The sequence below is a fragment of the Pseudidiomarina salinarum genome, from assembly GCF_000753715.1.
Classification (GTDB): domain Bacteria; phylum Pseudomonadota; class Gammaproteobacteria; order Enterobacterales; family Alteromonadaceae; genus Pseudidiomarina; species Pseudidiomarina salinarum.
In genome coordinates this window covers 796,973-821,587 of the sequence record NZ_JPER01000001.1, presented here as the reverse complement: position 1 = coordinate 821,587, position 24,615 = coordinate 796,973, and the positions used below count along the sequence as shown (strand labels likewise).

Sequence of the window (24,615 nt, the reverse complement as noted above, 5' to 3'; positions counted from 1 at the left end):
CAATAATGCGAGCTACTTTTTGTCGTCAAAATCAGTTTTGATGACATCGCTACTTCTAAATGGGTTACAAGGACACAAGCATGAATTCTTATGGCCAAGGCCAGCTCCCCGTAATTTTACAGAAAGTGGCCGATCTGATACAAAAACGCGCAACTGATCGACCCGATTTAATCCAGGATTTCGCGCTTCGGTTATTCAGAAACATTTCCTCCGATGATCTCGCAGAGCGTAACGACAGTGACTTGTACGGTGCTGTTATGGGCCTCTGGCACAGCTTCAATCAATACAAGCCCGGCGAAAAAGCACTTATTAAAGTCTATAACCCTGAAGTAGCCCGTCATGGCTGGGAATCAGCCCATACCATTATTGAAATTATTCAGTCTGATACGCCGTTCATGGTTGATTCCGTGCGCATGGCGTTATCGCGACTGGGAATCAGCGCCCACTTGTTACTGCATTTGCCCATCAGCCACCGGCGTGACGACGAGCAGGGCATTACCGAGCTCTTGAAGCCGGGTGTCCGTGACGGCAACGAAGTGGATACGGTGTTCCTGATTGAAGTAGACCGGCAGACATCTCAAGAAGCCCGGACTAAATTAAAGACTGAACTGGCTTCCGTGATGGATGAAGTGAATTTGTCGGTTTCAGACTGGCGGCCAATGCGTGAAAAGCTCAAAGAAGTGGCCGAAAGCCTCAGTGAAATTAAATATCCCGGTCCGGCTAAAAAACTGAAAGAAGCACAACGCTTTCTGAGCTGGCTGGCAAAAGACAACTTTACCTTAATGGGCTACCGCCGTTACGACCTGGTGGCTGTTGAGGGTGATCACGTTATTCGTCAGCAACCCGACTCCAGTCTGGGCCTCATGCGTAAGTCAGCAACCAATAAAGAGCGGCCTGTTTCATCGCTGCCGGAAGTTGCCCGCGATCTGACCTTTAACGACAGCTTGTTGCTGGTGACCAAAACCAATTCAAAATCGCGTGTCCACCGACCGGCGTACGGCGATTATATTGGCGTCAAGCGCTTTGACAAGAAAGGCAAAGTGATTGGCGAAGATCGTTTCATCGGCCTGTATTCAAGCAGCTTTTATAATAACAGTGCGCGCGATGTGCCACTGGTTGGCGAAAAAATCAAGCGGGTAATGGATGCTTCAGGTTTTGCACCCAATTCCCATGCGGCCAAGGCGCTGCTTAATATTCTTGAGACCTATCCCCGCGATGAGGTCGTTCAGGCCGACGAAGACGACTTATTGGAGATAGGGCTAGGCGTACTGCAAATGCAGGAGCGGGATATGACCCGCCTGTTTGTAAGACGCGACATTTTTGGTCGCTTTGCTTCATGCATGGTGTACGTGCCCAAAGAGCGATATAACACCTTATTACGGCAACGAACTCAACAGATCCTGGCTCGTTCTTTAGACAGTCCAAGCGACGTTGATTTTACCACTTATTTTTCAGAATCATCATTGGCACGGACCCATTACACCGTGCGCCTTGGCGACCACGTACAGGACATTGACGTGAAAGAACTCGAACAGAATCTGGTTGAAGCAGCCCGCACCTGGGAAGACAATTTTGAGCGCATTCTTCGTAGTACTTTTGGTGAAGCGCGAGCTAATGCACTTAATAAGAAATATGCCAACGCGTTCCCGCGCGCCTACAAAGAAGAAGTACTGCCATCGGTCGCCATTGCTGACTTACAGCAGTTGGAAGCGCTGGATGATGATCACAAACTGGGGATGCTGTTTTACCGCTCACGCGAAGAAAACGAGCAGAGCAAAAAGATCCGGTTAAAGCTATTCCATAAAGATGAGCCGATTCACCTGTCGGATGTATTGCCGATGCTGGAAAACTTCGGCTTGCGGATCATTGGCGAAAGCCCATATCAGATTAAAGCCACGGATAACCACGTTTACTGGGTACTGGATTTCCAGATGCTGCACAGTAACGTTAAGCTTGATCTGGAAGCCATACGTGATGTCTATCAGGACGCCTTTGCCAAAGTATGGCAAGGCCACTATGAAGATGATGGCTTCAACCGGCTGGTATTAAGTGCCGGTTTGACTGGCCGTCAGGTGGTTATTTTGCGGATGTTTGCCAAATACATGCGGCAAATTGGTACGACATTCAGCCAGAGCTATATCGAAAGTGCCTTTAACAAATATCCATTAGTCGCCAAGCTGATTGTTAAGCTGTTCTACAGCAAATTCGAGCCGTCGATCAAATCGCGCACGAAGAAAATTGCGGCGCTGGAAACACGTATCAATACTGAATTAGACAACGTCGCGAACCTGGATGATGATCGTATTATTCGTCGTTATGTGGAGCTTATCCTTGCGGCGCTGCGGACGAACTTCTTCCAGCCTGATCAGAACGGCAATGAGAAGCCTTATATTTCCATTAAGTTCCTGCCTGAAATGGTACCGGAAATGCCGCTGCCACTGCCCAAGTATGAGATCTTCGTGTACTCGCCGCGGGTAGAAGGTGTGCATCTGCGTGGCGGCAAAGTTGCCCGTGGTGGCTTGCGCTGGTCAGATCGTCGTGAAGACTTCCGTACTGAGGTGCTTGGTCTGGTTAAAGCGCAGCAAGTTAAGAACACCGTTATCGTCCCTGTGGGGGCAAAAGGTGGGTTCTACTGTAAGAAACTCCCCGCCGAGCGCGAAGCATTCTTTGAAGAAGGAAAGGCCTGTTACCGGACTTTTATCCGGGCACTGCTGGATATCACTGATAACATCGTTAACGGTGAGGTCGTTCATCCGGACCAAGTGGTGCGCCACGACGAAGATGACACTTATCTGGTAGTTGCGGCGGATAAAGGTACCGCGACGTTCTCAGATATCGCCAATGGCATTTCAGCTGAATATAATTTCTGGCTGGGCGATGCTTTTGCCTCCGGTGGCTCGGTCGGTTATGACCATAAGAAAATGGCGATTACCGCACGCGGTGCCTGGGAATCAGTTAAACGCCACTTCCGTGAAGTTGGTATTGACTGCCAGTCCACTGATTTTACTGCTATCGGCGTTGGCGATATGGCGGGTGATGTATTTGGTAACGGCATGCTGTTATCCAAACATATCCGTCTGGTCGCGGCCTTTAACCATATGCATATCTTTATCGACCCTGAGCCGGATGCGGCTTCAAGCTATAAAGAGCGTGAGCGGCTGTTTAACCTGCCTCGCTCCAGTTGGGAAGATTACGATAAAAAGCTGATCTCTTCCGGCGGTGGCGTGTTTGCCCGCAGTGCTAAGGCGATTGAGCTGACGCCAGAGATGAAAAAGCTGTTCGGTACGCAGAAAAAATCTCTGACGCCAACAGATATGATCAAAGCCATCCTGCAGATGCCGGTTGACCTGCTCTGGAACGGTGGTATCGGTACCTATGTGAAGAGTACCAAAGAGAGTGACAGCGATGTCGGCGACCGTGCCAACGACGCGCTGCGTATCAATGGTAGCGAGTTACGGGCGAAGATTGTCGGTGAAGGCGGCAACCTGGGCTTCACCCAGTTAGGTCGTATCGAGTATGCCCGCAATGGCGGACGCATTAACACCGACGCCATCGATAACGTGGGTGGCGTTGACTGCTCTGATAACGAGGTCAATATCAAAATTCTGCTTAACGGCGTGGTCGCAGAAGGTGATCTGACCCGGAAGCAGCGGGATAAACTCTTATTTGAAATGACTGATGAAGTTGCGCAGATCGTTGTCAAAGACTGCCATCGTCAGTCTCAGTCGATTTCAGTTACCGCTATCCGCGGACCTGATCAGATCAAAGAGCTACAGCGCTTTATCCATCACCTTGAGCGGGAAGGGCAACTCAACCGTTCGCTCGAATACTTACCTGATGACGATGAGCTGGCTGAGCGTCAGGCCAACGGCAAGGGGCTTACCCGGCCAGAGCTGGCAGTATTGACTGCCTACGGCAAAATGGTTCTGAAGGAACAGCTACAGGATGAACTGGTGCTTAACGACCCGTTCCATGCACGTTCCCTGATTAACGCGTTTCCTAAGCCGTTGCAGGAGCGCTTTGCCGATGCCATGCAGACACACCCACTGCGTGGACAAATAATCGCCACGCGTCTGGCGAACAATATTGTTAACGACATGGGTCCGAACTTCGTTTATCGCAAGCAGGATGCTACCGGCGCAACGGGCGCTGAGGTTGCCGCGGCTTATGTGGTCGCCCGGGAGTGCTTTAATCTGCGTGGCCTGATGGAGCAAATTGAAGCCCAAAACAATAAGGTTTCGGCAGAGATTCAGAACCGCATGCTATTCCAGGTGCGTCGTGTGGTACGTCGCGCAACGCGCTGGTTCCTGCGTCATAAAAACCCGTCGCTTGGCACTATTCAGGAACATCTGGATTTTTACCAGGCAAGTTTCAATGACCTGCGGAAAAACGTTCTGAAATACGTTGTGGCAGATGAACGTGCGGCACTTGAGAAAGAAATTGAGAAGCTGCAACTGCAAGGTGTGCCGAAAGATTTAGCACATCAGATTGGCATATTATCGACGCTGTTCTCGGCTATGGATATTGCCGACATTATTCATCAGACCAACTGTAAAGTGGGTCTGGTGGCGGAAGCCTACTTTAGCCTGGGCGCGCGGATGTCACTGCACTGGTTCCTTGAGCAGATCAACAACCAGCCGGTCGACAACCACTGGCAGGCGCTGGCTCGTGCGGCATTCCGCGAAGAGCTGGACTGGCAACAACGCTCACTGACGCTGAGTATGCTTAAGGGTGCGGATTTGAAGAAGGATGCTTCGGCGATCCTCGACGCCTGGCTGAACCATAACAATGTCTATGTAGAGCGCTGGTTACAGACACTCAATGACTTCAGAACGACCAAGACCCATGAATTCGCCAAGTTCTCAGTGACCTTGCGTGAACTCATGCTGCTAAACCATAACTGTACAACGGCATAAGCCATGTATAGCTGGGTAAGGGCATGGTTATTCCGTCAGGACGCCGAGAAATCGCATGATTTTACGATGGGGCTGTTGCGTCGCTACGCGCATACCCCTTTATCTTTGACCTGGCGACAGCAGGTTGAGCCGCACCCGGTCCGGGTTATGGGAATTGACTTCCCGAACCCGGTCGGTCTGGCCGCAGGTCTTGATAAAAACGGCGAAGCGATTGATGCCTTCAGTCAGATGGGGTTCGGTTTCATTGAAGTGGGTACGGTGACGCCAAAGCCACAGCCTGGGAACCCCAAGCCGCGGATGTTCCGTATCCCGGAGCGGACCGCACTAATTAATCGCATGGGGTTCAATAACAAAGGCGTGGATTATTTGGTCGAACAGATCAAGGCGGCCCGTTATCGGGGTATATTAGGAATAAATATAGGTAAGAATAAAGATACACCTGAGGATCAGGCAGTAAATGATTATCTGCACTGCATGCGCAAAGTGTATCCTTATGCCAGCTATATAGCGGTGAATATTTCATCGCCGAACACCCCGGGACTGCGTGCGTTTCAGCATGGTAACGCATTTGATGACCTGCTGGCAGCGCTGAAAGAACTGCAGTACGAATTGCACGGCAAGCATGGCCGCTACGTCCCCCTGGCCGTAAAAATAGCACCTGATCTTAGCGATGAGGGTATTGCTGACATCGCTCAGGCTTTATTAAAGCACCAGATTGACGGTGTGATCGCCACCAATACCACATTAAGCCGGGAGCAGGTCGCCGGGCTACCAAACTCGGATGAAGCCGGGGGGCTTAGTGGCTCAGTTTTGTTTGATGCCAGCACCCGCGTGGTTCAGCTATTGCATAGCCACCTGGGAGATAAAATTCCGGTGATTGGGGTAGGCGGCATTGATAGCCCCGAACGCGCGAAAGCCAAGCTGGCAGCCGGCGCACAGCTTATACAGATATATACTGGTTTCATCTACGAAGGGCCGACACTGGTTCAGCGGATTGTCAAAAACTTGTAAATTAGCTGGTTTTTGGTTAGTTTAGACAACTGCTTTTATCAGGCAGCTTTTGTTAAAGGATCAACTTAGTGCAAGCTTCACAGAACTGGCGGTGGGTGTTTAACCCCGAAACCCAACAGTTATCAATAGAGCTCGGCGACGGGCTTATGCACGCGTGTCCTTATAAAACTTCCAAATTAGTCTCGATGCACGCAATGAATGCGGCCTTCACTCTGGAAGACGCTGCTGAATTTCAGGAAATTTTCGACGTGCTGAGCGGTTATGATCACTGGGCGCCGATGCAGATTGTTCAAATCGCTTTAAATCACACCATTATCCGACGTTTCGGACGGCCGCAAATGCCACAGAGCTGGCATTTTCAGCAGCAGACCCATTGCCCGGGATACCATTTACAGAAGGGCGTATTGGTTGAGCTGAATTCAGGAATGGCGTCAGCGACTTTTGTGATCTTAGGTATTGATGGTGAATTTGCCGAGTGCATGCTACTCGACAAACAGATGGAACTGTCGGAAATCAAATCGTTGTCAGAATTTGACGTGGTTAAAGTGCTGACCAATCGCCTGCAATCCAGCCGCATTATTCAGCCAGAGAATAAACAAACCTCTGGCGGCTCTTTTCGTCAGCGGGCATGACAAGACAGTCGCCATTACTGGCGATGTATCTTTTATTTATCATGATGCTAACCGCCTGCCAGCCTTCAGGACCCGTTGAACCCTCCCGGGCAACCCTGCGCATCATGGAAACCAGTGATGTGCACGCTCAGTTAACCGGCTACGATTATTTTTCCAATCAGCCCGTTCAGCGTGGCTTAGTTCATACCGCCAGCGTGATTCATGCTGCGCGCACAGAAGTTTCCTTATCAGTGCTCATTGAAAACGGCGACCTGCTGCAAGGCTCGCCAGTTGCAGACTGGATTGTGGCCGGAGGAGCAGGGGATGAACACAACGGCAATCCGTTCATTCAGGCGCTGAACTACCTTGACTATGACGCGGCCAACCTGGGCAATCATGAATTTAACTATGGGCTGGAATATCTTGCCGAGGCCTATAGCCAGGCCCAATTTCCGGTACTTAGTGCAAATATTCACTGGCTGGATGACGCGCCGGGCAGGTTGCGTAAGCAAATTCAGCCGTACACCATTCTGCATCGCGTGGCTGTTGATCAGCACTGTAATGAACTACCGGTCAACATTGCTGTAATTGGCGTGATGCCACCCCAAATTATGCAATGGGATGCCCGTTACCTGAGCGGGCGGGCGACCATGACTGATATGGTCACCGCTGCTGCGCTGCAGGTCAAAACAGCCCGCGCGCAAGGCGCCGATATTGTCATACTGGCGGCGCATACCGGCATGCCAAAGCAGACGCAGAACCCGAAAGACACAGAGCAAGCCGGCTGGGAGCTGGCCGGAATACCAGGCATTGATGCCTTGCTGTTGGGTCACCAACACGAGGTGTTTCCTGGCACCGGAGCCTATGATGACTTGCCCGGAGTCGATAGCGGAGCAGGTCGCATTCGCGGTGTGCCAGCAGTACAGCCCGGCGCTTATGGTGAGCACCTGGGTATTATTGATCTTGATCTGGAATTCAGCGATCAACAGTGGCGCGTGGTATCGACCCGAAGCAGCATCCGTGCGACTGATTCCGGCTATGATTCAGGTTTTGCTGACAAGCTACAAGCGGTCCATCAGGCGACCAAAGCCTTCGTTGCTCAGCCTGTCGGTTATACCGCTCAGCCTTTAAGTTATCGCCGCGCGCGACTACAACCGGAGCTGGCAGTTCAGCTTATTCATCAGGCCCAGCTATGGTACGCACAACATCATATTCCGGCTGAACGGCTGGATGATTTGCCGTTACTGAGCGCGACAGCACCTTTTAACGCTGCGCTAAGTGCTGAAGACGAACAGCAGGGCCGTTATACCGAAATCAACGCTGGGCAAGTAACCTTGGGCGATATCGCTGATCTCTACCGTTATCCGAACACCCTGGACGTCGTTAAGCTCAATGGCGCGCAAATAAAGCGCTGGCTGGAGTTTAGTGCGCAGGCCGTTAGCGAGCCAGAGGCCAGCAAGCGAGAGCAGTCCTGGGCCTGGGTGAACACGGATTTCCCTGGCTATAATTTTGATAGTTTGTTTGGTTTGTCGTACCGGATTGATCCGAGACGCGCACAGGGGGATCGAATACTGGCTTTGCATTATGGCAAGCAAGCAGTAACTGACGACATGCTGTTTCTGGTGATGGTCAATAGTTATCGCGCAACCGGTGGCGGCGATGTGCCTGATCTGGACGGATCAACTCTGGTTTATCGGAGTCCCGATCAAATACAGGATATTTTAGTGCGTTATTTCAGATATCTGGGAGAAAACGGCTATCAGGAAGAATTAGTAAAACATTGGAATATTGAGGGTATACCGACATCGGATTAAATGGTTGCGGGGGCAGGATTTGAACCTACGACCTTCGGGTTATGAGCCCGACGAGCTACCAGACTGCTCCACCCCGCGTCCGATTGATGCGCATACTACCAGTATCTGTTGAGAACGCAAGAGGCATTCGTGCTGACTGCTTACTTTTCCGGCGATTCATGCCGATTCACTAAGGTTATCACCCATTTCATCCTCATTTCCCCCAATACAGACGGCTCTGAGTTCGGTATAATCGCCCCCTGATTATTGGATATGGGTCTACTACTCACATGAGTGAAAATCTGCAGTTATTTGCCACCTGCGCCAAAGGCCTTGAGCCTTTACTTTTTGACGAGCTGAATGAAATCGGTGCGACCGACGTTCGTCAGACTCTCGCAGGATGCTGGTTTCGGGGCGACCTGGCATTGGCCTATCGCGCCTGTCTGTGGAGCCGCCTGGCCAGCCGGGTGCTGCTGAAGCTGGGTGAATGCGAAGCTTTGCGCGCCGACGCAGTGCCCGAAGCAGTAGCAGCTACTGAATGGGAAACAGTCTTCAGTTCGAACCGAACCTTTATTATTGATTTTCGGGGGCAAAACCGCGATATACGCCATACCCAGTTTGGCGCGCAGCTGGTCAAGGACGGTATTGTCGATCGCTTCCGGGAAATTGGCGAATCGCGCCCGTCGGTGTCGAAAGATCAGCCCGATATCCGCATTAATGCCCACCTCAATAAAGATAAACTAACCTGGTATCTGGACTTATCCGGTGACAGCCTGCATCGTCGCGGCTATCGCCAGGAGCAGGGCACAGCACCGTTACGCGAAACCCTGGCTGCAGGCGTTGTACTACGCGCGGGCGTAACCCGCAACACCCAGGTCATCATGGATCCTTTTTGCGGTTCAGGTACGCTGTTGCTTGAGGCTGCGATGATTTGCTATGACCGCGCACCCGGCCTGACCCGGCGTGGGTGGGGCTTTGAAGCCTGGCTTGCTCATGATGCGCAGCTATGGCAGCAACAACTGGAACAAGCCGAGCACCGCCATCAGCAAGCGCTGGAGGAATCTGCGGTACGCTTTTATGGCTCCGATACCGATCCGAAGATGCTTGCTATCGCCGAACAAAATGCGGTCCGTCTTGGCCTCGCTGGCAAATGTGAGTGGCAGATGAAGGCAGCGGATCAGATAACCAGTCCGGTTATCGCCGCTGAACAAGAACAGCCACCACTACTGGTCTGTAACCCGCCTTATGGCGAACGCTTAGGCGAAGAGGTGGAGACCCTGCTACTTTACCGTCGGTTTGGCCAGCAGTTACGCCAGCAGTTTCAGGGTTGGCATGCGGCGGTACTGGCGGGCGATGAACAACTGCTGAAGCGCATGAAGCTGCGTAGTAGCAAAAAATATAAGCTCTACAACGGTGCGCTAGAGACCGTTCTGGCTCTTTATGACCTAACTAAAGAGCAACCAGAGTTTACTCAATCGCAATCCAATGATCTGGCTAACCGGTTACGTAAAAATTACCAGAAACTTGAAAAATGGGCGGCGAAAGAAGGGGTTAGCGCCTGGCGGCTATACGACGCCGACATGCCTGAATACAATGCGGCAGTAGATGTCTACAATGATTTTCTGGTCATTCAGGAATATGCTGCGCCAAAAGATATACCGGAAGCAATTGCCAAGGAACGGTTATGGTTTTTACTCGATACCCTGGCCCAGGAGCTGCCGTTCAACGCGGATAAAATGACGCTGAAGGTGCGCCAGCGCCAGTCGGGCAAGCAGCAATACCAGAAGCAGCAACCACGCGGCCTGACCACTGTGGTTAACGAATATAACGCCCAGTTTGTGGTCAATCTGAGTGACTACCTGGATACCGGCCTGTTCCTTGATCACCGCTGGGCGCGCCGTGAATTAGCCCGGCTGAGTGCAGGTAAAACCGTACTGAACCTGTTCGCCTATACCTGTACCGCCTCGGTACACGCGGCACTGGCCGGTGCAAGCCAGGTTGTTTCCGTGGATCTGTCGAAAACTTACCTGAACTGGGGTGAAGACAATTTCCAACTCAATAAGATACATAGCCGGCAGCATCAGTTTATTCAGGCCGACTGTCTGACCTGGTTGCGCGAGCAACGTCCGCAGCAACGCTTTGACGTTATTTTTCTTGATCCGCCGACTTTTTCCAATTCGAAACGCATGGATGATGTTCTGGATGTGCAGAAGGATCACCCGTTATTGCTCAAACTTGCCGCGCGCTTGCTGAAAGATGATGGCGTTATCCTGTTTTCTAACAATAAACGGCGATTTAAGCTTGATGAAGAAGCGCTTTCGGAACTTTACCTCAAAGCGGAAGACTTAACGCAACGTTCCATTCCCCTGGATTTCAGTCGGAATAAGAATATTCACCATTTATATCGGATCACCAGCTTTGACTGATTTTTATCTGTTAACCAAACCCGAGTGCCCGTTGTGTAACGAAGCCTTGCTGGCAATCCATCATAGCGAACCGGATGAGCCGGTGCGCCTGCACATAGTGGATATTAGCCAGCAGCCTGCATTACTGGAAGAGTACGCCTGGTTAGTACCGGTATTAGTACGGGACGGAGATGACGCCGAGCTACGCTGGCCTTTTGGTAACGAATTAGAGGAGTTTTTGAATTCATGAGTATTGTGCGCTTGCAGAATGCCCACCTGGCGTTTGGAAATGACGCTATTCTGGATGGTGTTGACCTGGTTATCGAAGCGGGTGAGCGCCTGTGTCTGGTCGGCCGTAATGGGGCAGGTAAATCGACGCTACTCAAGGTATTGGACGGCCACACCCAGCTTGATAACGGCGCGGTTCAGATCGTAGGCGATACGGTGATTACCCGGCTGCCTCAGGATCCACCGGCGAACTCGCCACAGACAGTGTTTGACTATGTGGCTGAAGCACTTGCGGATGTCGGCGATATTTTAAAAGAATACCATCATATTTCCGAGCAGCTCACTGAGAATACCAGCGGCCAGTCGATGGATCAGTTGATGGATCGCTTCGGCAAACTACAAACTCAGCTTGAAGCAGCCGATGGCTGGCAGTTGCAGACCCGTATTGAACAGGTTCTTACGCAGCTATCCCTGCCTGCTGACGCGACCATGGAGTCACTCTCAGGGGGCTGGTTACGGCGCGTTGCGCTGGCCCGGGCATTAGTGGTTCAGCCCGACTTACTGTTACTTGATGAGCCTACCAACCACCTTGATGTAGATATGGTTCGCTGGCTGGAAACCATGCTGAAAGAGTTTCGCGGCGCGGTTCTGTTTATCAGCCATGACCGGGCATTTATCCGGGCCCTGGCAACCCGCATCATTGATCTGGATCGCGGCCATTTGGCCAGCTATCCCGGCAGTTATGACAAATACCTGCAACTCAAGCAGGAAAACCTTGAGATAGAAGAGGCCCATAACGCCGAATTCGATAAAAAATTAGCCCAGGAAGAAGTATGGGTTCGTCAGGGCATCAAGGCGCGCCGTACGCGCAATGAAGGTCGTGTACGAGCCCTGCAGGAGCTCCGTAAGCAGCGCGCCCAGCGGCGTGAACAGCAGGGCTCTGCGAAGCTATCCGTTCAGGAAGCACAGCGATCAGGTAAGCTGGTATTTGAAGGCGAAGGGCTGAACCTTAGCTTTGGCGACCAGGTTATTCTGAAAGATTTCTCGCTGACTTTACAGCGGGGCGATAACGTGGCGCTGGTTGGCCCTAATGGCTGTGGCAAGAGTACGCTGATCCGGGTACTGTTGGGCCAGCAGAAGGTTGATAGTGGCGTCATTAAACTGGGCACTAATCTCGAAGTTGCCTATTTTGATCAACACCGCGCGCAACTGGATCCTGCGCTTTCCGTTGCGGAAAACGTCGGCGAAGGTAAGCAGGACGTTACTTATGGTGGCCGTAGCCGGCATATCCTGAGCTATCTGCAGGATTTCCTGTTTTCGCCAAAACAGGCACGTACGCCAGTGCGCGCGTTGTCTGGCGGCGAACGTAACCGAGCCTTGCTGGCTAAGCTGTTTCTGCAACCCAGTAATTTTTTAATTCTCGATGAGCCGACCAACGATCTGGATATCGATACCCTTGAACTGCTGGAGCAGATCGTCGCAGATTATCAGGGCACCGTTATTCTGGTCAGCCACGATCGGGAATTTGTTAACAATACCGCCACCAGTGTGCTGTTGTTTGAAGGTGACGGAAAAGTAACTGAGATTTTTGGTGGCTTCAGCGAGGTAGAACACTATCTGCAGCAGCAGACGGGAACTAAATCCGTTGCCCGGCAGTCTGACCAATCAACGCCTTCAGCAGCGCCTCCGCGGGCTTCTGAAAAGCCGCGAAAAAAGTTATCCTATAAGCTGCAGCGGGAACTTGATATGCTGCCGCAACGGATAGAAGCATTGGAAGCAGAGCAGGCCGAGTTGCAACAGCAAATTAGCGACCCGGATTTTTATAATCAGTCGCACGCCATAACCAGCAGTGCGCTGGACCGACTAGGTGCTATCGAAACAGAACTGGTAAAAGTTCTGGAGCGCTGGGACGAATTAGAAAACTTACAACAAGAGAGCAGTTAATTCACTTATGAAAAAACTCACTTTAGCCGCGGTCAGCGCGGCTGTCTCCGCATCCTTTGTTGCTGCAGTACAGGCAGACACGTACAATTTTCAGGAATTGCCCACGCCGGCTGAAGTACGCCATTTATTCCCGACAGATATTAACGATACGGGGATGGCTGCGGTATTAGGACGGCTTCCTGAAAATCGCGATATTGACGTAACCGAACTGGTAAACGCTACCCGCAACAATGCCGGCATTCCGGAAGAGATCGATACCGAGACATTTGAACTATCCAGGGAGCAGTATACCAGGCTGGTCAATTTGCTCGAAGATAGCGCCAATGCTTTCCTGCAGAACCCCCGTATAGCCTATAACTTTGCCGGCTCATACAACGGCCAGGGCGTGACTTTCCACGCTCCGTTTAATGATACCGATGAAGCTACGCCGGAAATGGAAGATACTGCGGATCATTATTTTTACGGGATGAACGATAATAATATTTTCGTTGGCTTCGGTACGGCACCTTACCGGCCACTGGAGCATGAAGTTTTCAACGAAGCTGGCGAAGTTACCCAAACCATCGTGTACGCCGAGCGTGACTTTACCAGCCGGGCAATCTGGCATAACGGCAGCAGCTTTAATAGCTATGCGCCACCAGAGCAAGCCCATTTAGGTGGTGAAGCCGTTATGTTTGACATCAATGCCAATAATGTTGCGGTGGGCTTCGCCAGTGTGGCTGTGGCGCCTGAATCGGTTGAAAGCATTCAAAAGTGCGAAGAAGATACAGCTGATCCAACGTCGACAGAGCCGTTTTATGTCTGTGTCTGGGAGCTATGGCACGCTAAACAACGTTCAGCGGCTGCTAACCTTTCCAGCAATATGCAGGGCGGTACCATCAAGGCAAACCGTTCCATTTATGATATCCGCGCTATGCGTTGGCAGCTTGATGCCGCCGGCTCGGTGATATCGGCCACGCCACTGGGAACCCTGATGGATCGTGGTGCAGAGGATGATGGTGATTTCTCCAGCTATGCTTTCGCGGTGAATAACAATGACATCGCGGTAGGGCAAAGCTGGACTTACTTCCGCGGCGACGATACAAACGTCAATAACCGGATTAAGATGCCAGCGGTATTTGTTGGTGACTCTGTTCAGCCGGTTACCGACGATGAAGTTTATATCTGGGGTAGTGCCAATGCCGTGAACGACGATAACCTGGTTACCGGATACTTAATCCGAACCATTCAGGGTGTACGTCGCAATGTCGGCTTCACCTACGATATTGATACTGAAACCTTTGCCGAACTACCGAGCTTCTTTATTGGTTCCAGTATGGTTCCAAATGATCTCAACAACGACGGTATTGTAGTAGGTACTGCTGAGATCGAGCCATCACTGTCAACCACCCGGCGGCGCGTTGGCTTTATGTATGATCTGAATAATCCGGATGCCGGTGTCATCAATCTGAATGACGCCATTCAGTGTGATACAGGCTACTTTATCGTTTCTGCAGAAGCGATAAACGAACAGGGCGATATCCTTGCTACCGCTCTGGTACAGTCCGAATACACTGATGCCGAAGGGAATCAGAAGACCGAGCAAATCGTTAAGACCCTGCGGATGAATCCAATCAGCGGTGAGCTTAATGACTGTGACGTGACGGAACAAAAGATTGAACGTGAAGGCGCCTCGACGTCACTGATTAGTATCTTTTCTATGTTATTGATTGGTGGTCTTATTACAATTCGTCGCCGCTTCCTTAGTTAGGCATAAAACTTGTTCTAAGAAAAGTTCGTCGCAGAATAAGCACGATTTCATCGACTTAGCTTAAGTTAGATGAATCGTGCTTTTTTTTGCCTTGAACTCCCGTCCAGAATTGCTATCAATAGATGTAAGAGCCACGCAGTATTTATCTGGCTCTGTCTTGTCAATACAAGTAAATCTGCACGAGGAAGCTAAAGATGAAAAGACAAAAACGCGATCGCCTCGAACGCGCCCATTCACAAGGCTTTAAAGCCGGTGTATCAGGTCGCTCCAAAGAAAACTGCCCATATCAGAGTCAGGACATACGGTCTCACTGGCTAGGCGGCTGGCGCGATGCGATGGAAGCTCGCGGTGTCGGTTTATACCGATAAATAGAGTACAATCAAAGAGTACAATCAAAAAAGCCCGCTATCGCGGGCTTTGTTCGTTCTGCACGGTAGATAATCAGAACTTAGAGGTGTCCGTAAACAGGCCAACTTTAAGATCTTTAGCGGTATAGATTGTCTTCCCGTCAACTTCAACGCGGCCATCGCCAATACCCATATATAGGGAGCGTTTAATAACCCGTTTCATATCAATGAAATAGCTTACTTTATTGGCGGTAGGCAGGATCTGTCCGCTGAACTTCACGTCGCCCACACCAAGCGCACGACCACGGCCCGGGCCGCCGGCACATGCCAGGAAAAAGCCTGTTAATTGCCACATAGCGTCCAGTCCCAGACACCCGGGCATTACCGGATCACCAATGAAGTGGCACTGGAAAAACCAGAGATCCGGTTTGATATCTAATTCGGCATGGATAAAGCCTTTGCCGTGCTCGCCACCGTGATCGTTAATCTCAACGACACGATCCATCATCAGCATATTAGGGGCTGGTAACTGGCTGTTACCGGGTCCGAACATCTCACCGCGAGCGCATGCCAGCAGCTCTTCACGCGTATAACTAGACTGTTTCATAAATACCTTGTGATTCTCAATGTCAGATTAACTTATCGAAAAGTCCCGCTAGCTTAGCTAACACGTGTACGCTTAACAAGTCCGACTAGTACTTATCGGCCCAGCAAACGTCGCCACCAGTTCGGAACCCGATCCGTATGTTGTAATTCGTCGAGCCGCTGTTCGATACGGGCATATAACTTTTTCTGATCCGACTGAGTCAGCAGTTCCAGCGCTTCAGTGACATGATTGACCGCGTAGATATGATACTGCCCGGCCTTTACTGCTTCGATCACCTCAGGCTCAAGGTTAAGCTGGCTCAGATTAGCAGCCGGAATAATCACTCCCTGATGGCCGGTAAGGCCGCGCGCCTGACAAAGCGAAAAATAGCCCTCAATTTTTTCATTCACCGCACCTATTGCCTGCACCCGGCCAAACTGATCAACCGCGCCGGTTATGGCCAGGCCTTGCTCAATCGGCGCCTCAGCCAGTGCCGACAATAAACAGCAGAGTTCAGCCAGCGACGCGCTGTCACCATCGACTTCATGGTAAGACTGCTCAAAGACAATAGTCGCTGACAGGCTCATGGCTTCGCTGCGCGCGAAAACATTAGCGATATAAGCACTGAGAATCATCACGCCTTTAGTGTGAATATTACCGCTTAGCTCTGACTTGCGATCGATATCAATAATATCGCCGTCACCATAGTGGACTGTGGCGGTAATACGCGATGGTTCGCCAAATTCACTGCCGCCGGCAGTGACGACTGTCAAACCATTAACCTGGCCAACGACCTGGCCGTCAGTGGCTATGTAGACCTGTCCTTCCAGAATAGAGCGACGGCTTAAATCGGCGATGTAACCGTCACGGTATTTACGTTGCTGTAATACCTGTTGCACATGCTCGCCCTGAATATCGTTACAGCCATGTGCTGCGGCTATGGCCGATGATTCCCGGAGCAGCTGCATCAGCGCAATGGTATCGAGGCTTAATTCGGTCTGATAATCACTCAGCCGTGAGGCAAATTTAAACACCAGCGGGTAGGCGTTACGATTCAGTGGTAACACGGCGGCTTCGCGCTGCACATAGGCCAGGTAGTCAAAGTAGGGCGCGAGCGGAAACTGACTTAACGGGTAGTGCCCGGAAAAATCAGCCAGATAAGGGAACAGATTATCAAAATCGCGATCCAGCTCACGCAGTTGCCCGTAAATATCCCGCTCACCCAATAACAGTACTTTGATATGCACCGGCACTGGTTCTGGCCGGTAAAAGGCTGCGATATTGGCTTCACCCGGCTGCGGCCAGTGGAATTGACTGGTGCGCAGAATATACTTTAACTTACGCCATAACCCTGGCTGGGATAATAACTCCTCGGCATCAATAGCAAGTACGCCGCCATTAGCCTTAAGCAGGGCGCCCGCTTCGATCAGATGCAGATCAGAGCTGATCGTACCTTCGACGGACTGCAAACGGATGCTGCCAAACAAGTTGGTCTCAGTAACCCGATCGCAAAGCGTAACCGCCTGATTTTCTTCATGCTGCACGATAATCGTCGCCATCTCGCTGCCAGGCAAATCCTCGAAATTCTTCTCTGCTACCGTTGCCAGATAGTCATGCACCCGTTCAGTCGGATAGTTATCGCGCAGTGCCGTGAGCAGTTCCTGCCGATTAGCTACCGGCGTTTCAAACAGCGTCCAGAGATCGGTCAGAAACGCACTGGCTTTTCCGCAGGGCAAATTAATGCAGCGTGGCTCGCTGGCGGAGCCCGGATTGGCCAGGTAAACCCAGTCATATTTTTCGGCAAAATCCCATGTATGCAGCTGCTGTAGCTCCTGCAGCACATCATAGGTGCGCAGCCCCGCTGGTGTCACTAAAAAGCCGTGAGCATAGCGCCCGGCAATGCTGAGCGCCTGATGCAGCGCTGAGGTCGCACGATTCTGGCCAACCAGGGCGCTGGGGCTGAAGGTGTCAGGGTATTGCTCAGCCCAGTTATCAATAGCTGGTTGTAAAGCATCAGCAGTTACATGCATGAAATATCGTCTCCTTGAATTAGCCGCCTATGATAGCCGATATCGTCATGATCAAAAAGTTATGTATTAGCACGTTCGGCCTGCTGCTGAGCTTCTCAGCACAATCGAACAATCCGGATGTAACTCAGCAACCGACACCGGTGAGCGCCGGCGCACCCTTGTGGAATCTGGCAGAACAATTTGGCCTGATTGCCGCTACCTATTTCGGGCCTGAGCCAGACGCGCTTATCAACGGTAAAACGACCCGTTATTTTTAACAGTACAGCCGCAAGTATCCAGACCGTCACTCATCATGAGTTATTTTCATCAGGTAGACAGTATCGGCCACCGCTTCGGAACGGATTCACCGCAAACGCGCGCGGCGGTGCTCTTTGTAGATAACCTAATTGGTAGCGCAACCGGGCCTGGCATCGCTAACGAGGCTAAGCTTTCCCGGCTCTCTGTCGTCGATATTTATCCGCTGGTGACCGCATTGCTGGGATTACCTATTACTGAAGCAATTGACGGGGATGCAGCGACTATTGCGCCGCTGCTACAGTAACGGGCTCGACGATATAGCCGGCATCCCGGAGCAGACTGATCAGGCCCTGAGCCCCACCTAAGTGCCCGGCACCAACCGCGATGAAGGTGGGTCGCTCGGCAAGTAGCGGTTGCAGGGTCAGAACCCAGTTCTGATTACGATCATCAAGCAGTATCGGGCGATACTCGGCAAATTCTGGCTGCTGCACAATAAACTCGTAGAGCTTATCTACATCCTCTTCCAGAAACAGATCTTTCATTTGCTGCAGGTCAGCACTGGATTGCTCAAACTCGTCAATCATCTGCCAGAACCACTGGCTTTGCCTGGCAAGAGGAATGCGGTCGAAAATACTGATCTGATCGGCAACCGTTTCCAGACCGATAACAGTCTTCTCTGTTCGTTGCGCCTGCTGTAGGAAAAATCCTTCCCAGGAGGCGAGTTGCTGACAGTTAAGCTGCTGTCTTAGCAGCATGCTGCTCAGCACAAAAGGCCGTAACTCCTGAAAATAGCTAAATTGCTGCCCGGTAATTTGCTGTAATGCCGCATCAACTTCTTTAAGCTGTTCCGCCGTAAGGTGCTTATGCAGGTAAGGGCCCCCCGGCTGCCGAACGCTCTGCTGCAGCTGTTGTGCAACCGCCATGTCCGTTAAATCCAGTTCCAGCACCAGACGATCGGTAGCCCTAAATGCCTGCAGAATACGGTCATCCACGTTAAAGTCGCGCTCACAGATCATATGCATGGTGCCAAACAGATAGGATGGCTGTTGGATGTCCGTACCGCTAATACGATAGAGCAATGACGCATTAGCGCCTGCCGAAACGAGAAAAAGCAGCACCCCGGCAAGGAGCGCTGCGCAAAAATTATGCCGCATCAGATGAGTCTCTCAGTCTAAATGGTTAGCTTCTGATCTTCGTCGCGCAATAAATACAGCGCCAGACAGGCTGCTAACATAGGCCAGGCGGCAAAAAATAGCAGATTATTAAATGGGCTCAGGTATACCGGGAACGACGCCAGTGTTGATATGCCATGCATAATCAGCACTAAGCCGTAGGTAATTCTCTTTCTAAAACCCAGCAGAAAGCCAATTATAATTGCTAACTGAATGATACCTATAACGAAAAATGCCGTTTCACCTAACCCTGATATGAAGTAGAAATTCTCAAATACGCCCGCGCTATGCCCGGGATTTACAAACTTGTCCAGGGTCCATACCAACATAACGATAAAAACGCCCAGCCGCAGCGCGAACAAAGACCACTGCAGACGCACTTTAGTACCTTTTGATTGAAGTCCAACCATAATGGTATTCCTTATAAGGTCTATTTGTTCCAACGATATTTTTCAAACGCTTCATCAACGGGCGTTTCAGCAATATGGTTGGTGTAATTACTGATGGTTTTCTGACCGACAGCCAGAATAACTTCTAGCACATTTTTCTTCGAGTAACCCGCTTTATAAAAATCTTCAAGATCATCGTCGGTTACCTGGCCACGTGATCGCACCACCTTCAGCGTAAAGTCGCGCAGTGCTTCCAGCTCATGAGAGGGAAGTGACGCTTCATTACGTAATGCATCGATAATGTCGTCACTGACATCCATTGATTTAGCGATCGCGGTATGACCAGGCACACAATAATGGCACTTATGTTCCACGTTTACAGCCATCCAGACCACGGTTTTCTGCTCATTATTAAAACTGCTGTTCAGAAACAGTTTATGCAGTGTCTGATACGCCTCAAGTAATTCGGGGGACTCGGCCATAACACCATGTAAGTTCGGAATCATACCGGCATCTTTCTCTGACGCCTCAAGCAGTTCCTTGCTGGCAGAAGGGGCTGAATCTTTGTCATGAACAGTAAAATCGGACATCGTGCTCTCCTTGTTCTTGAGTGATTGCTCAACTATCATGGTATACAGTAGTCAAGCTTGAGCGATCATTCAAATTAAAAGGGCGGATATGCCAAGAAAAGCAAAATTTGATCGGCCGTCGGTTCTTAGCAAAGCCCTGGAGCTCTTTTCGCGTCAGGGCTATACGGCGACGTCGATGAAAGACCTGGAACTGGCACTGGATATGCGCCCAGGCAGTATTTATGCCGCTTTTGGCTCCAAAGAAAGCTTATTTAATGAAGTACTTTCTTTTTATGCCAGTCAGGCTATTGAAGAGCTTCGTGCGCTGGTTAACGGGTCCGAAAGCCCCTTGGCCGGGGTGCGTGCCTATCTAATCCGACTCGCTGACCTGGCCCATGCCGAGCCAGCAGCTAAGGTCTGCTTACTGGTTCGGTCTAAACTCGAGTTAAGCGGTAGTCAACCCGCGCTGGGTAAGGCCGCGGAAGCTTATCTGGCTAACCTGGAAGATTATTTCTGCGAAGTCTACAGCATGGCGATGCTGGCAGGGCAGTTACCGGCGTCTGCAGATCCCAGATTAATGGCGCAACGCCTGCAGGTGGCTATCATGGGGCTGCGGGTTTTCCTGCAGCGAGATGCCGATCCGTTGCGAATCAGACAGCTCGCCGGGCAAATGGGCAAGGAGGTTACATGCGCTTTATAAAACTTCGGATGCTGGTATCAGTCAGCACCTTTTTCCTGCTGATGAACACCACTTTTGCCGCTGATTTCGACCATTCCCACCAAAAACTAACTGATATTTTATCAACTCATCTTGAGTTTTACGATGATAAGTCCTGGGTGGATTATCAGCATATAAACGCGCATGATAGTTCGCTAAGTGCTTATTTAAAAAGCCTTTCATCGGTATCTGACCAAACCTATAAGGGCTGGGAAAAGGACCAGCAGCTGGCTTTTTTAATCAATGCTTATAACGCTTTTACGCTTGAGCTCATACTTAACAACTATCAGCAGTTTGCGCAGGGCAAAGCGGAGTCGATCCGTGATCTTGGGAGCTGGTTTGGCACACCCTGGGAGCAGGATTTCTTCACTTTATTAGGTGAAAAACGCAATCTTGACTGGATCGAACATCAACAAATTCGCGGTGACTTTAACGAACCCCGTATTCACGCAGCCTTAGTCTGTGCGGCGATAAGCTGTCCTAATTTACGCGCTGAAGCCTACCAGGCCGCGCAACTGGATCAGCAGCTGGAAAGCCAGATGCAGAGCTTTTTGGCTGATCCGGATAAGAATTACCTGGCTCCAGAGTCAGAAACGCTTTATCTGTCGTCGATTTTTAAGTGGTACCGCGAGGATTTTCAACAAGGACATCAGGGCTTTACTAAATTAACCGATTTTGGCAGCCGTTATTATGGCACTGATACCAGCGACTACGATATCCGCTTTTTAGACTACAACTGGCGGCTGAATGACAGTGCCGTTATCGATCAGCGCAAGGGCGCAGCAGAACAGTAACAGAGCTAGTCAAGCCGCTTCCGGAATCTGAGGATAGCGATGGTCACCATAACGACGCTAAATGCCGTCAGTGCGAATAATTCCGGGAGCAGCTGATTGAGTTCTGAACCACGAAGCACAATGCCGCGGGTTAAACGGACAAAATGCGTCAACGGCAATACCTCGCCAATATATTGCGCAGGCTCAGGCATGCCTTCAAAGGGAAACATGAACCCCGATAACAGGATTGATGGCAGAAAGGTGAATACTGTCAGCTGCATCGCCTGAAACTGGGTTTTTGCCATTGTAGAAATAGTGATTCCCAGTGCCAGCGTAGCGATCACAAAAAATGCCGCGGCAACATACAAGTCCCATATTGAGCCGCGCAGCGGCACGTCAAACAGCCAGGTACCAACAAACAGAATGATATTCATCTGAATCATACCAATGATGATGTAGGGAAATATCTTACCCAAAATCAGCTCACCACGTTGCACCGGGGTGGCAATAAGCAGTTCCAGATTGCCGCGCTCACGCTCCCGGACGATGGCGATAGCAGTAAAAAGCACCATAGTTAAATTGAGGATGACGCCGATAAGACCAGGCACAATCTGTACCTCGGTCCGTTCTTCCGGATTGTAGTAGTTTCGCGCTTCCAGAACTGCGGGGGAACGGTCTGCCGCAGTGAAGGGGGCGGGCAATCGCACCAGTTGCCGGGCTATGTTAGCGATAATAGGGTCACTGCCATTGATCAGTAACTGGGCAGCGGGGCGCTCAAGGTCCTGTAAGCGCCGTTCAAAATCAGGCGGAATAAAGATACCCACATCGATGCGCCCGGCGTCAAGTTGACGTTTAAGCTCCACCGGGCCAGCCACTGTCTCGATCACGCGAATGACCTGGGTAGCCTCAGCCGAGCGCACCAGTTCACGGGACGCTGTGGTATTGGCCTGATCCGCAACCGCGGCCTCCAGCTGTCGTACATCGGTATTAATGGCATAGCCGAACAGGGTAATTTCCAGCAGTGGCACCCCGATAATCATTGCCAGCGTCAGCCGATCGCGGGCTAACTGCTTAATTTCTTTGCTGGCAATTGCCCAAAAGCGGGTAAGTGAACGTAACCAGCCCATCAGGTTTCGGGCTCCAGTTGCTGGCGGTTTTCGGTCGCCGCCACAAAGACATCTTCTAAATTTGCCGATACCGCCGACACTTCAATATCGTCGTCGCAATCTTTTAGCCAGCGGGTTACTTCTGCTACGGGATCATCAATGTCGTTGTCCAGCAGCGCATGCAAGCGGGTGCCCAGTTGCGCGACACTTTGCACCTGGTCATGCTGGCTAAGCTCATGGCGCACCTTGAGTGCCTCGCTGGTATCAATTTCCACAACTTGCGCGTCCAGCGTATTCATAAGCTCCGCCGGGGCTCCTTCAGCTACTAACTGACCCTCATTAAGGATGGCTAACTGATGACAACGCTCAGCTTCGTCCAGATAATGAGTCGACAGCAAAACGGTGGTGCCATGACCAACCAGGTCAAAGAGCCGGTCCCAGAAGTCACGGCGGCTTTGCGGATCCACGCCACTGGTGGGCTCATCCAGAATTAGCAATTCAGGTTGATGTAAAGTTGCGGCTGCCAGCGCCAGTCGTTGCCGTTGCCCGCCGCTCATAGTGCCGGAAAACTGATGCTGCAGGTCACGAAGATCGTAAGTTTCCAGCGCCTGCTCAACCCGTTCGCGTCGCTGCTGACGTGGCAGGGCGTAGATAGTGCTCAGAAAACGAAGATTCTCCAGCACCGTCATATCCTCATACAATGAGAATTCCTGCGTCATGTAGCCAATTCTGGAGCGCACAGCATCGGCTTGCTCCGGCAACTCAAAACCCAGTACCGACACTGTCCCGGCGGTCGGTTTCAGCAAGCCGCAGAGCATTCTTATGGCGGTAGATTTGCCCGATCCATTCGGCCCGAGAAAACCATAAACCTGTGCTTTTTCAATACTTAAGCTCAGCCCATCTACTGCAGTAATCGGGCCGAAGCGCCGCGTCAGGTTATCTGCCTTGATGGCAATATCAGAACTGGACATATATCAGTCCCCATCAGCCACTGATGGCCGCCGGACACTAACAGGAATACCCGTGGGGAGATCACTGGCTGCTTCGTCATTGAGGGTGATTTCGGCAGCGTAACTCAAACGATCACGGTCATGCTCGGTCAGCGCAAAATATGGCGTAAAAGCGGCTTCTGCTGCAATCCAGCGCACTTTCCCCTGATAATCACCGAATCCTGTTACACCAACGGTAACCTGCTGGCCGGTGTTGTAGTTCCCGAGTTTCTCTGCCGGAATATAAACCCTAACATAGGGGCTTTCTTCTGCTACCAGTACCGCGACCACAGCGCCGGCAGGGGGGTGCGAGCCTTCTTTCCAGGGTAGCGACTCAACCCGGGCGTCACGCGGAGCCTTTACTGCCAGCCTTTGCACGACAACTTGCTGACGCGCCACTGCAGCTTCGGCAGCATTAAGCTGCGCGCGGGCCTGATCCAGTTCCTCAACGGTGGTGCCGTCCAATAAAGCCGCGAGTTCCGCGGCGGCGGCTTCATATTGGCCTAAAGCGGTCTGGTAAGCGGCTTCAGCACGGTCATACTGGGCCTCACTGACCAGATTATCGCCGACCAGGGGTTGCAGCCGGTTCAGTTCCTCAGTGGCGTTTTCCAGCTCTCCGGCGGCGGCCAGGCGTTGTGCCTGTGCTTGTTCAATGACTTCACGGCGCGGTCCGCGTAGCAGTTCATCCAGCCGTCGTTGTTGTTGCTGACGATGAGCCTGTAGTTCGCTGAGCTGCTGGTTTGCGCGGCTTGCGTCCAGTTGCAGTAACGGGGTTGTTGCGCTGACCCGATCACCTTTACGCACGTGCAGCTCAATAATCGGCTCAGAGCGCTCCGCAATTAACTCAATCCGATCGCGTTCCAGGGTACCCACCAGATAGCCCTGATTATTGGGTGTGCAGGCGCATAGCCAGATAATGCCCGCAGAGACCAGTAGCAGCTGTCCGGGCAATAGGTTACGCATCCGTAACTCCTTAATATTTTTGCTATTTGATTTAAAAGCTTAGCAGCTTTTTTAAAAAACAAAGGAGAGCGCGGGATT

The 24,615-nt window shown here is 51.3% G+C and carries 20 protein-coding genes, 1 tRNA gene and 1 pseudogene; 13 read left to right on the top strand and 9 right to left on the bottom strand.

The genetic code is table 11. The annotated features are described in order from the left end of the window. The first annotated feature begins 80 nt into the window (after nucleotides 1-80). The 4 genes from IDSA_RS03915 (at nucleotide 81) to IDSA_RS03900 (ending at nucleotide 8,352) form a co-directional block, all read left to right on the top strand. A complete protein-coding gene (locus tag IDSA_RS03915) occupies nucleotides 81-4,916 on the top strand; it encodes an NAD-glutamate dehydrogenase (RefSeq protein ID WP_034774377.1) in 4,836 nt (1,611 codons plus the stop codon). A 3-nt stretch (nucleotides 4,917-4,919) separates the two neighbouring features. Continuing rightward, nucleotides 4,920-5,927: a quinone-dependent dihydroorotate dehydrogenase gene (gene pyrD / locus IDSA_RS03910; protein WP_034774376.1), complete on the top strand. Its 1,008-nt coding sequence runs from the start codon at nucleotides 4,920-4,922 to the stop codon at nucleotides 5,925-5,927. Nucleotides 5,928-5,995: 68 nt separating this feature from the next. After that, nucleotides 5,996-6,559, top strand: a complete 564-nt coding sequence (locus IDSA_RS03905) for a cell division protein ZapC domain-containing protein (RefSeq protein WP_034774375.1) — start codon at nucleotides 5,996-5,998, stop codon at nucleotides 6,557-6,559. Next, nucleotides 6,556-8,352: a bifunctional 2',3'-cyclic-nucleotide 2'-phosphodiesterase/3'-nucleotidase gene (locus IDSA_RS03900; protein WP_084694029.1), complete on the top strand. Its 1,797-nt coding sequence runs from the start codon at nucleotides 6,556-6,558 to the stop codon at nucleotides 8,350-8,352. The genes IDSA_RS03905 and IDSA_RS03900 overlap by 4 nt, the downstream gene beginning before the upstream one ends. Before the next feature lies 1 nt (nucleotide 8,353). On the opposite strand, the gene IDSA_RS03895 is transcribed toward IDSA_RS03900, so the two are convergent. Then, a tRNA-Met gene (locus IDSA_RS03895) sits at nucleotides 8,354-8,430 on the bottom strand. A gap of 191 nt (nucleotides 8,431-8,621) precedes the next feature. On the opposite strand from IDSA_RS03895, the gene rlmKL reads away from it, so the two are divergent. The 5 genes from rlmKL (at nucleotide 8,622) to rmf (ending at nucleotide 15,026) form a co-directional block, all read left to right on the top strand. Continuing rightward, nucleotides 8,622-10,757: a bifunctional 23S rRNA (guanine(2069)-N(7))-methyltransferase RlmK/23S rRNA (guanine(2445)-N(2))-methyltransferase RlmL gene (rlmKL, locus tag IDSA_RS03890; RefSeq protein WP_034774372.1), complete on the top strand. Its 2,136-nt coding sequence runs from the start codon at nucleotides 8,622-8,624 to the stop codon at nucleotides 10,755-10,757. Beyond that, nucleotides 10,750-10,986: a glutaredoxin family protein gene (locus IDSA_RS03885; protein ID WP_034774370.1), complete on the top strand. Its 237-nt coding sequence runs from the start codon at nucleotides 10,750-10,752 to the stop codon at nucleotides 10,984-10,986. The genes rlmKL and IDSA_RS03885 overlap by 8 nt, the downstream gene beginning before the upstream one ends. After that, nucleotides 10,983-12,908, top strand: coding sequence for an ATP-binding cassette ATPase Uup (gene uup, locus IDSA_RS03880; RefSeq protein WP_034774369.1), 1,926 nt, complete (start codon nucleotides 10,983-10,985; stop codon nucleotides 12,906-12,908). The genes IDSA_RS03885 and uup overlap by 4 nt, the downstream gene beginning before the upstream one ends. A 7-nt stretch (nucleotides 12,909-12,915) precedes the next feature. After that, nucleotides 12,916-14,658, top strand: coding sequence for a DUF3466 family protein (locus IDSA_RS03875; RefSeq protein WP_034774367.1), 1,743 nt, complete (start codon nucleotides 12,916-12,918; stop codon nucleotides 14,656-14,658). Between the two features lie 194 nt (nucleotides 14,659-14,852). Continuing rightward, on the top strand, nucleotides 14,853-15,026 hold the full coding sequence (rmf, locus tag IDSA_RS11980; RefSeq protein WP_084694028.1) for a ribosome modulation factor: 174 nt from the start codon (nucleotides 14,853-14,855) through the stop codon (nucleotides 15,024-15,026). A 73-nt stretch (nucleotides 15,027-15,099) separates the two neighbouring features. On the opposite strand, the gene fabA is transcribed toward rmf, so the two are convergent. Together fabA and IDSA_RS03865 are read right to left on the bottom strand one after the other, a co-directional pair. Next, nucleotides 15,100-15,612, bottom strand: coding sequence for a 3-hydroxyacyl-[acyl-carrier-protein] dehydratase FabA (gene fabA / locus IDSA_RS03870; protein ID WP_034774365.1), 513 nt, complete (start codon nucleotides 15,610-15,612; stop codon nucleotides 15,100-15,102). A gap of 92 nt (nucleotides 15,613-15,704) precedes the next feature. Then, on the bottom strand, nucleotides 15,705-17,621 hold the full coding sequence (locus IDSA_RS03865; protein ID WP_034774363.1) for a Lon protease family protein: 1,917 nt from the start codon (nucleotides 17,619-17,621) through the stop codon (nucleotides 15,705-15,707). 47 nt (nucleotides 17,622-17,668) lie between these two features. Between IDSA_RS03865 and IDSA_RS03860 the strand changes: the two genes are divergently transcribed. Both IDSA_RS03860 and IDSA_RS03855 read left to right on the top strand, forming a co-directional pair. After that, the gene (locus IDSA_RS03860; RefSeq protein ID WP_126760530.1) at nucleotides 17,669-17,878 is read left to right on the top strand and encodes a hypothetical protein; all 210 of its coding nucleotides are present in this window, start codon (nucleotides 17,669-17,671) and stop codon (nucleotides 17,876-17,878) included. Between the two features lie 29 nt (nucleotides 17,879-17,907). Continuing rightward, nucleotides 17,908-18,162 (top strand): annotated as a pseudogene (locus IDSA_RS03855) (alkaline phosphatase family protein); the annotation flags it as partial. On the opposite strand, the gene IDSA_RS03850 reads toward IDSA_RS03855, so the two are convergent. The 3 genes from IDSA_RS03850 to IDSA_RS03840 are packed head-to-tail and all read right to left on the bottom strand — an operon-like array spanning nucleotide 18,140 to nucleotide 20,009. Then, a complete protein-coding gene (locus IDSA_RS03850) occupies nucleotides 18,140-19,012 on the bottom strand; it encodes a TraB/GumN family protein (protein WP_034774359.1) in 873 nt (290 codons plus the stop codon). The pseudogene IDSA_RS03855 and the gene IDSA_RS03850 sit on opposite strands and share 23 nt — an antisense overlap. A gap of 17 nt (nucleotides 19,013-19,029) precedes the next feature. Beyond that, nucleotides 19,030-19,440: a hypothetical protein gene (locus IDSA_RS03845; protein ID WP_034774358.1), complete on the bottom strand. Its 411-nt coding sequence runs from the start codon at nucleotides 19,438-19,440 to the stop codon at nucleotides 19,030-19,032. A 20-nt stretch (nucleotides 19,441-19,460) separates the two neighbouring features. After that, nucleotides 19,461-20,009: a carboxymuconolactone decarboxylase family protein gene (locus IDSA_RS03840; RefSeq protein ID WP_034774357.1), complete on the bottom strand. Its 549-nt coding sequence runs from the start codon at nucleotides 20,007-20,009 to the stop codon at nucleotides 19,461-19,463. Between the two features lie 88 nt (nucleotides 20,010-20,097). Here IDSA_RS03840 and IDSA_RS03835 point away from each other — a divergent pair, with 88 nt between their 5' ends. Together IDSA_RS03835 and IDSA_RS03830 are read left to right on the top strand one after the other, a co-directional pair. After that, a complete protein-coding gene (locus IDSA_RS03835; protein WP_051986044.1) occupies nucleotides 20,098-20,688 on the top strand; it encodes a TetR/AcrR family transcriptional regulator in 591 nt (196 codons plus the stop codon). After that, nucleotides 20,676-21,500 carry a DUF547 domain-containing protein gene (locus IDSA_RS03830; protein ID WP_051986043.1) on the top strand — a complete coding sequence of 275 codons (825 nt, stop codon included), beginning with the start codon at nucleotides 20,676-20,678 and terminating at the stop codon, nucleotides 21,498-21,500. Before IDSA_RS03835 ends, IDSA_RS03830 begins: the two co-directional genes overlap by 13 nt. A 5-nt stretch (nucleotides 21,501-21,505) precedes the next feature. On the opposite strand, the gene IDSA_RS03825 is transcribed toward IDSA_RS03830, so the two are convergent. From IDSA_RS03825 to IDSA_RS03815, 3 genes are read right to left on the bottom strand one after another with little or no spacing between them, the layout of a single operon-like run. Next, nucleotides 21,506-22,606 carry an ABC transporter permease gene (locus IDSA_RS03825; RefSeq protein ID WP_034774356.1) on the bottom strand — a complete coding sequence of 367 codons (1,101 nt, stop codon included), beginning with the start codon at nucleotides 22,604-22,606 and terminating at the stop codon, nucleotides 21,506-21,508. Continuing rightward, nucleotides 22,606-23,556, bottom strand: coding sequence for an ABC transporter ATP-binding protein (locus IDSA_RS03820; protein ID WP_198024032.1), 951 nt, complete (start codon nucleotides 23,554-23,556; stop codon nucleotides 22,606-22,608). The genes IDSA_RS03825 and IDSA_RS03820 overlap by 1 nt, the downstream gene beginning before the upstream one ends. Nucleotides 23,557-23,559: 3 nt before the next feature. Beyond that, nucleotides 23,560-24,537, bottom strand: coding sequence for an HlyD family secretion protein (locus IDSA_RS03815; protein WP_034774355.1), 978 nt, complete (start codon nucleotides 24,535-24,537; stop codon nucleotides 23,560-23,562). Between the last annotated feature and the right edge of the window lie 78 nt (nucleotides 24,538-24,615).

Coding starts and splice junctions, on each gene's coding strand:
- IDSA_RS03915 (WP_034774377.1), top strand. CDS start 81: ATGAATTCTTATGGCCAAGGCCAGCTCCCCGTAATTTTACAGAAAGTG.
- pyrD (WP_034774376.1), top strand. CDS start 4,920: ATGTATAGCTGGGTAAGGGCATGGTTATTCCGTCAGGACGCCGAGAAA.
- IDSA_RS03900 (WP_084694029.1), top strand. CDS start 6,556: ATGACAAGACAGTCGCCATTACTGGCGATGTATCTTTTATTTATCATG.
- rlmKL (WP_034774372.1), top strand. CDS start 8,622: ATGAGTGAAAATCTGCAGTTATTTGCCACCTGCGCCAAAGGCCTTGAG.
- uup (WP_034774369.1), top strand. CDS start 10,983: ATGAGTATTGTGCGCTTGCAGAATGCCCACCTGGCGTTTGGAAATGAC.
- IDSA_RS03875 (WP_034774367.1), top strand. CDS start 12,916: ATGAAAAAACTCACTTTAGCCGCGGTCAGCGCGGCTGTCTCCGCATCC.
- rmf (WP_084694028.1), top strand. CDS start 14,853: ATGAAAAGACAAAAACGCGATCGCCTCGAACGCGCCCATTCACAAGGC.
- fabA (WP_034774365.1), bottom strand. CDS start 15,612: ATGAAACAGTCTAGTTATACGCGTGAAGAGCTGCTGGCATGCGCTCGC.
- IDSA_RS03865 (WP_034774363.1), bottom strand. CDS start 17,621: ATGCATGTAACTGCTGATGCTTTACAACCAGCTATTGATAACTGGGCT.
- IDSA_RS03860 (WP_126760530.1), top strand. CDS start 17,669: ATGATCAAAAAGTTATGTATTAGCACGTTCGGCCTGCTGCTGAGCTTC.
- IDSA_RS03850 (WP_034774359.1), bottom strand. CDS start 19,012: ATGCGGCATAATTTTTGCGCAGCGCTCCTTGCCGGGGTGCTGCTTTTT.
- IDSA_RS03845 (WP_034774358.1), bottom strand. CDS start 19,440: ATGGTTGGACTTCAATCAAAAGGTACTAAAGTGCGTCTGCAGTGGTCT.
- IDSA_RS03840 (WP_034774357.1), bottom strand. CDS start 20,009: ATGTCCGATTTTACTGTTCATGACAAAGATTCAGCCCCTTCTGCCAGC.
- IDSA_RS03835 (WP_051986044.1), top strand. CDS start 20,098: ATGCCAAGAAAAGCAAAATTTGATCGGCCGTCGGTTCTTAGCAAAGCC.
- IDSA_RS03830 (WP_051986043.1), top strand. CDS start 20,676: ATGCGCTTTATAAAACTTCGGATGCTGGTATCAGTCAGCACCTTTTTC.
- IDSA_RS03825 (WP_034774356.1), bottom strand. CDS start 22,606: ATGGGCTGGTTACGTTCACTTACCCGCTTTTGGGCAATTGCCAGCAAA.
- IDSA_RS03820 (WP_198024032.1), bottom strand. CDS start 23,556: ATGTCCAGTTCTGATATTGCCATCAAGGCAGATAACCTGACGCGGCGC.
- IDSA_RS03815 (WP_034774355.1), bottom strand. CDS start 24,537: ATGCGTAACCTATTGCCCGGACAGCTGCTACTGGTCTCTGCGGGCATT.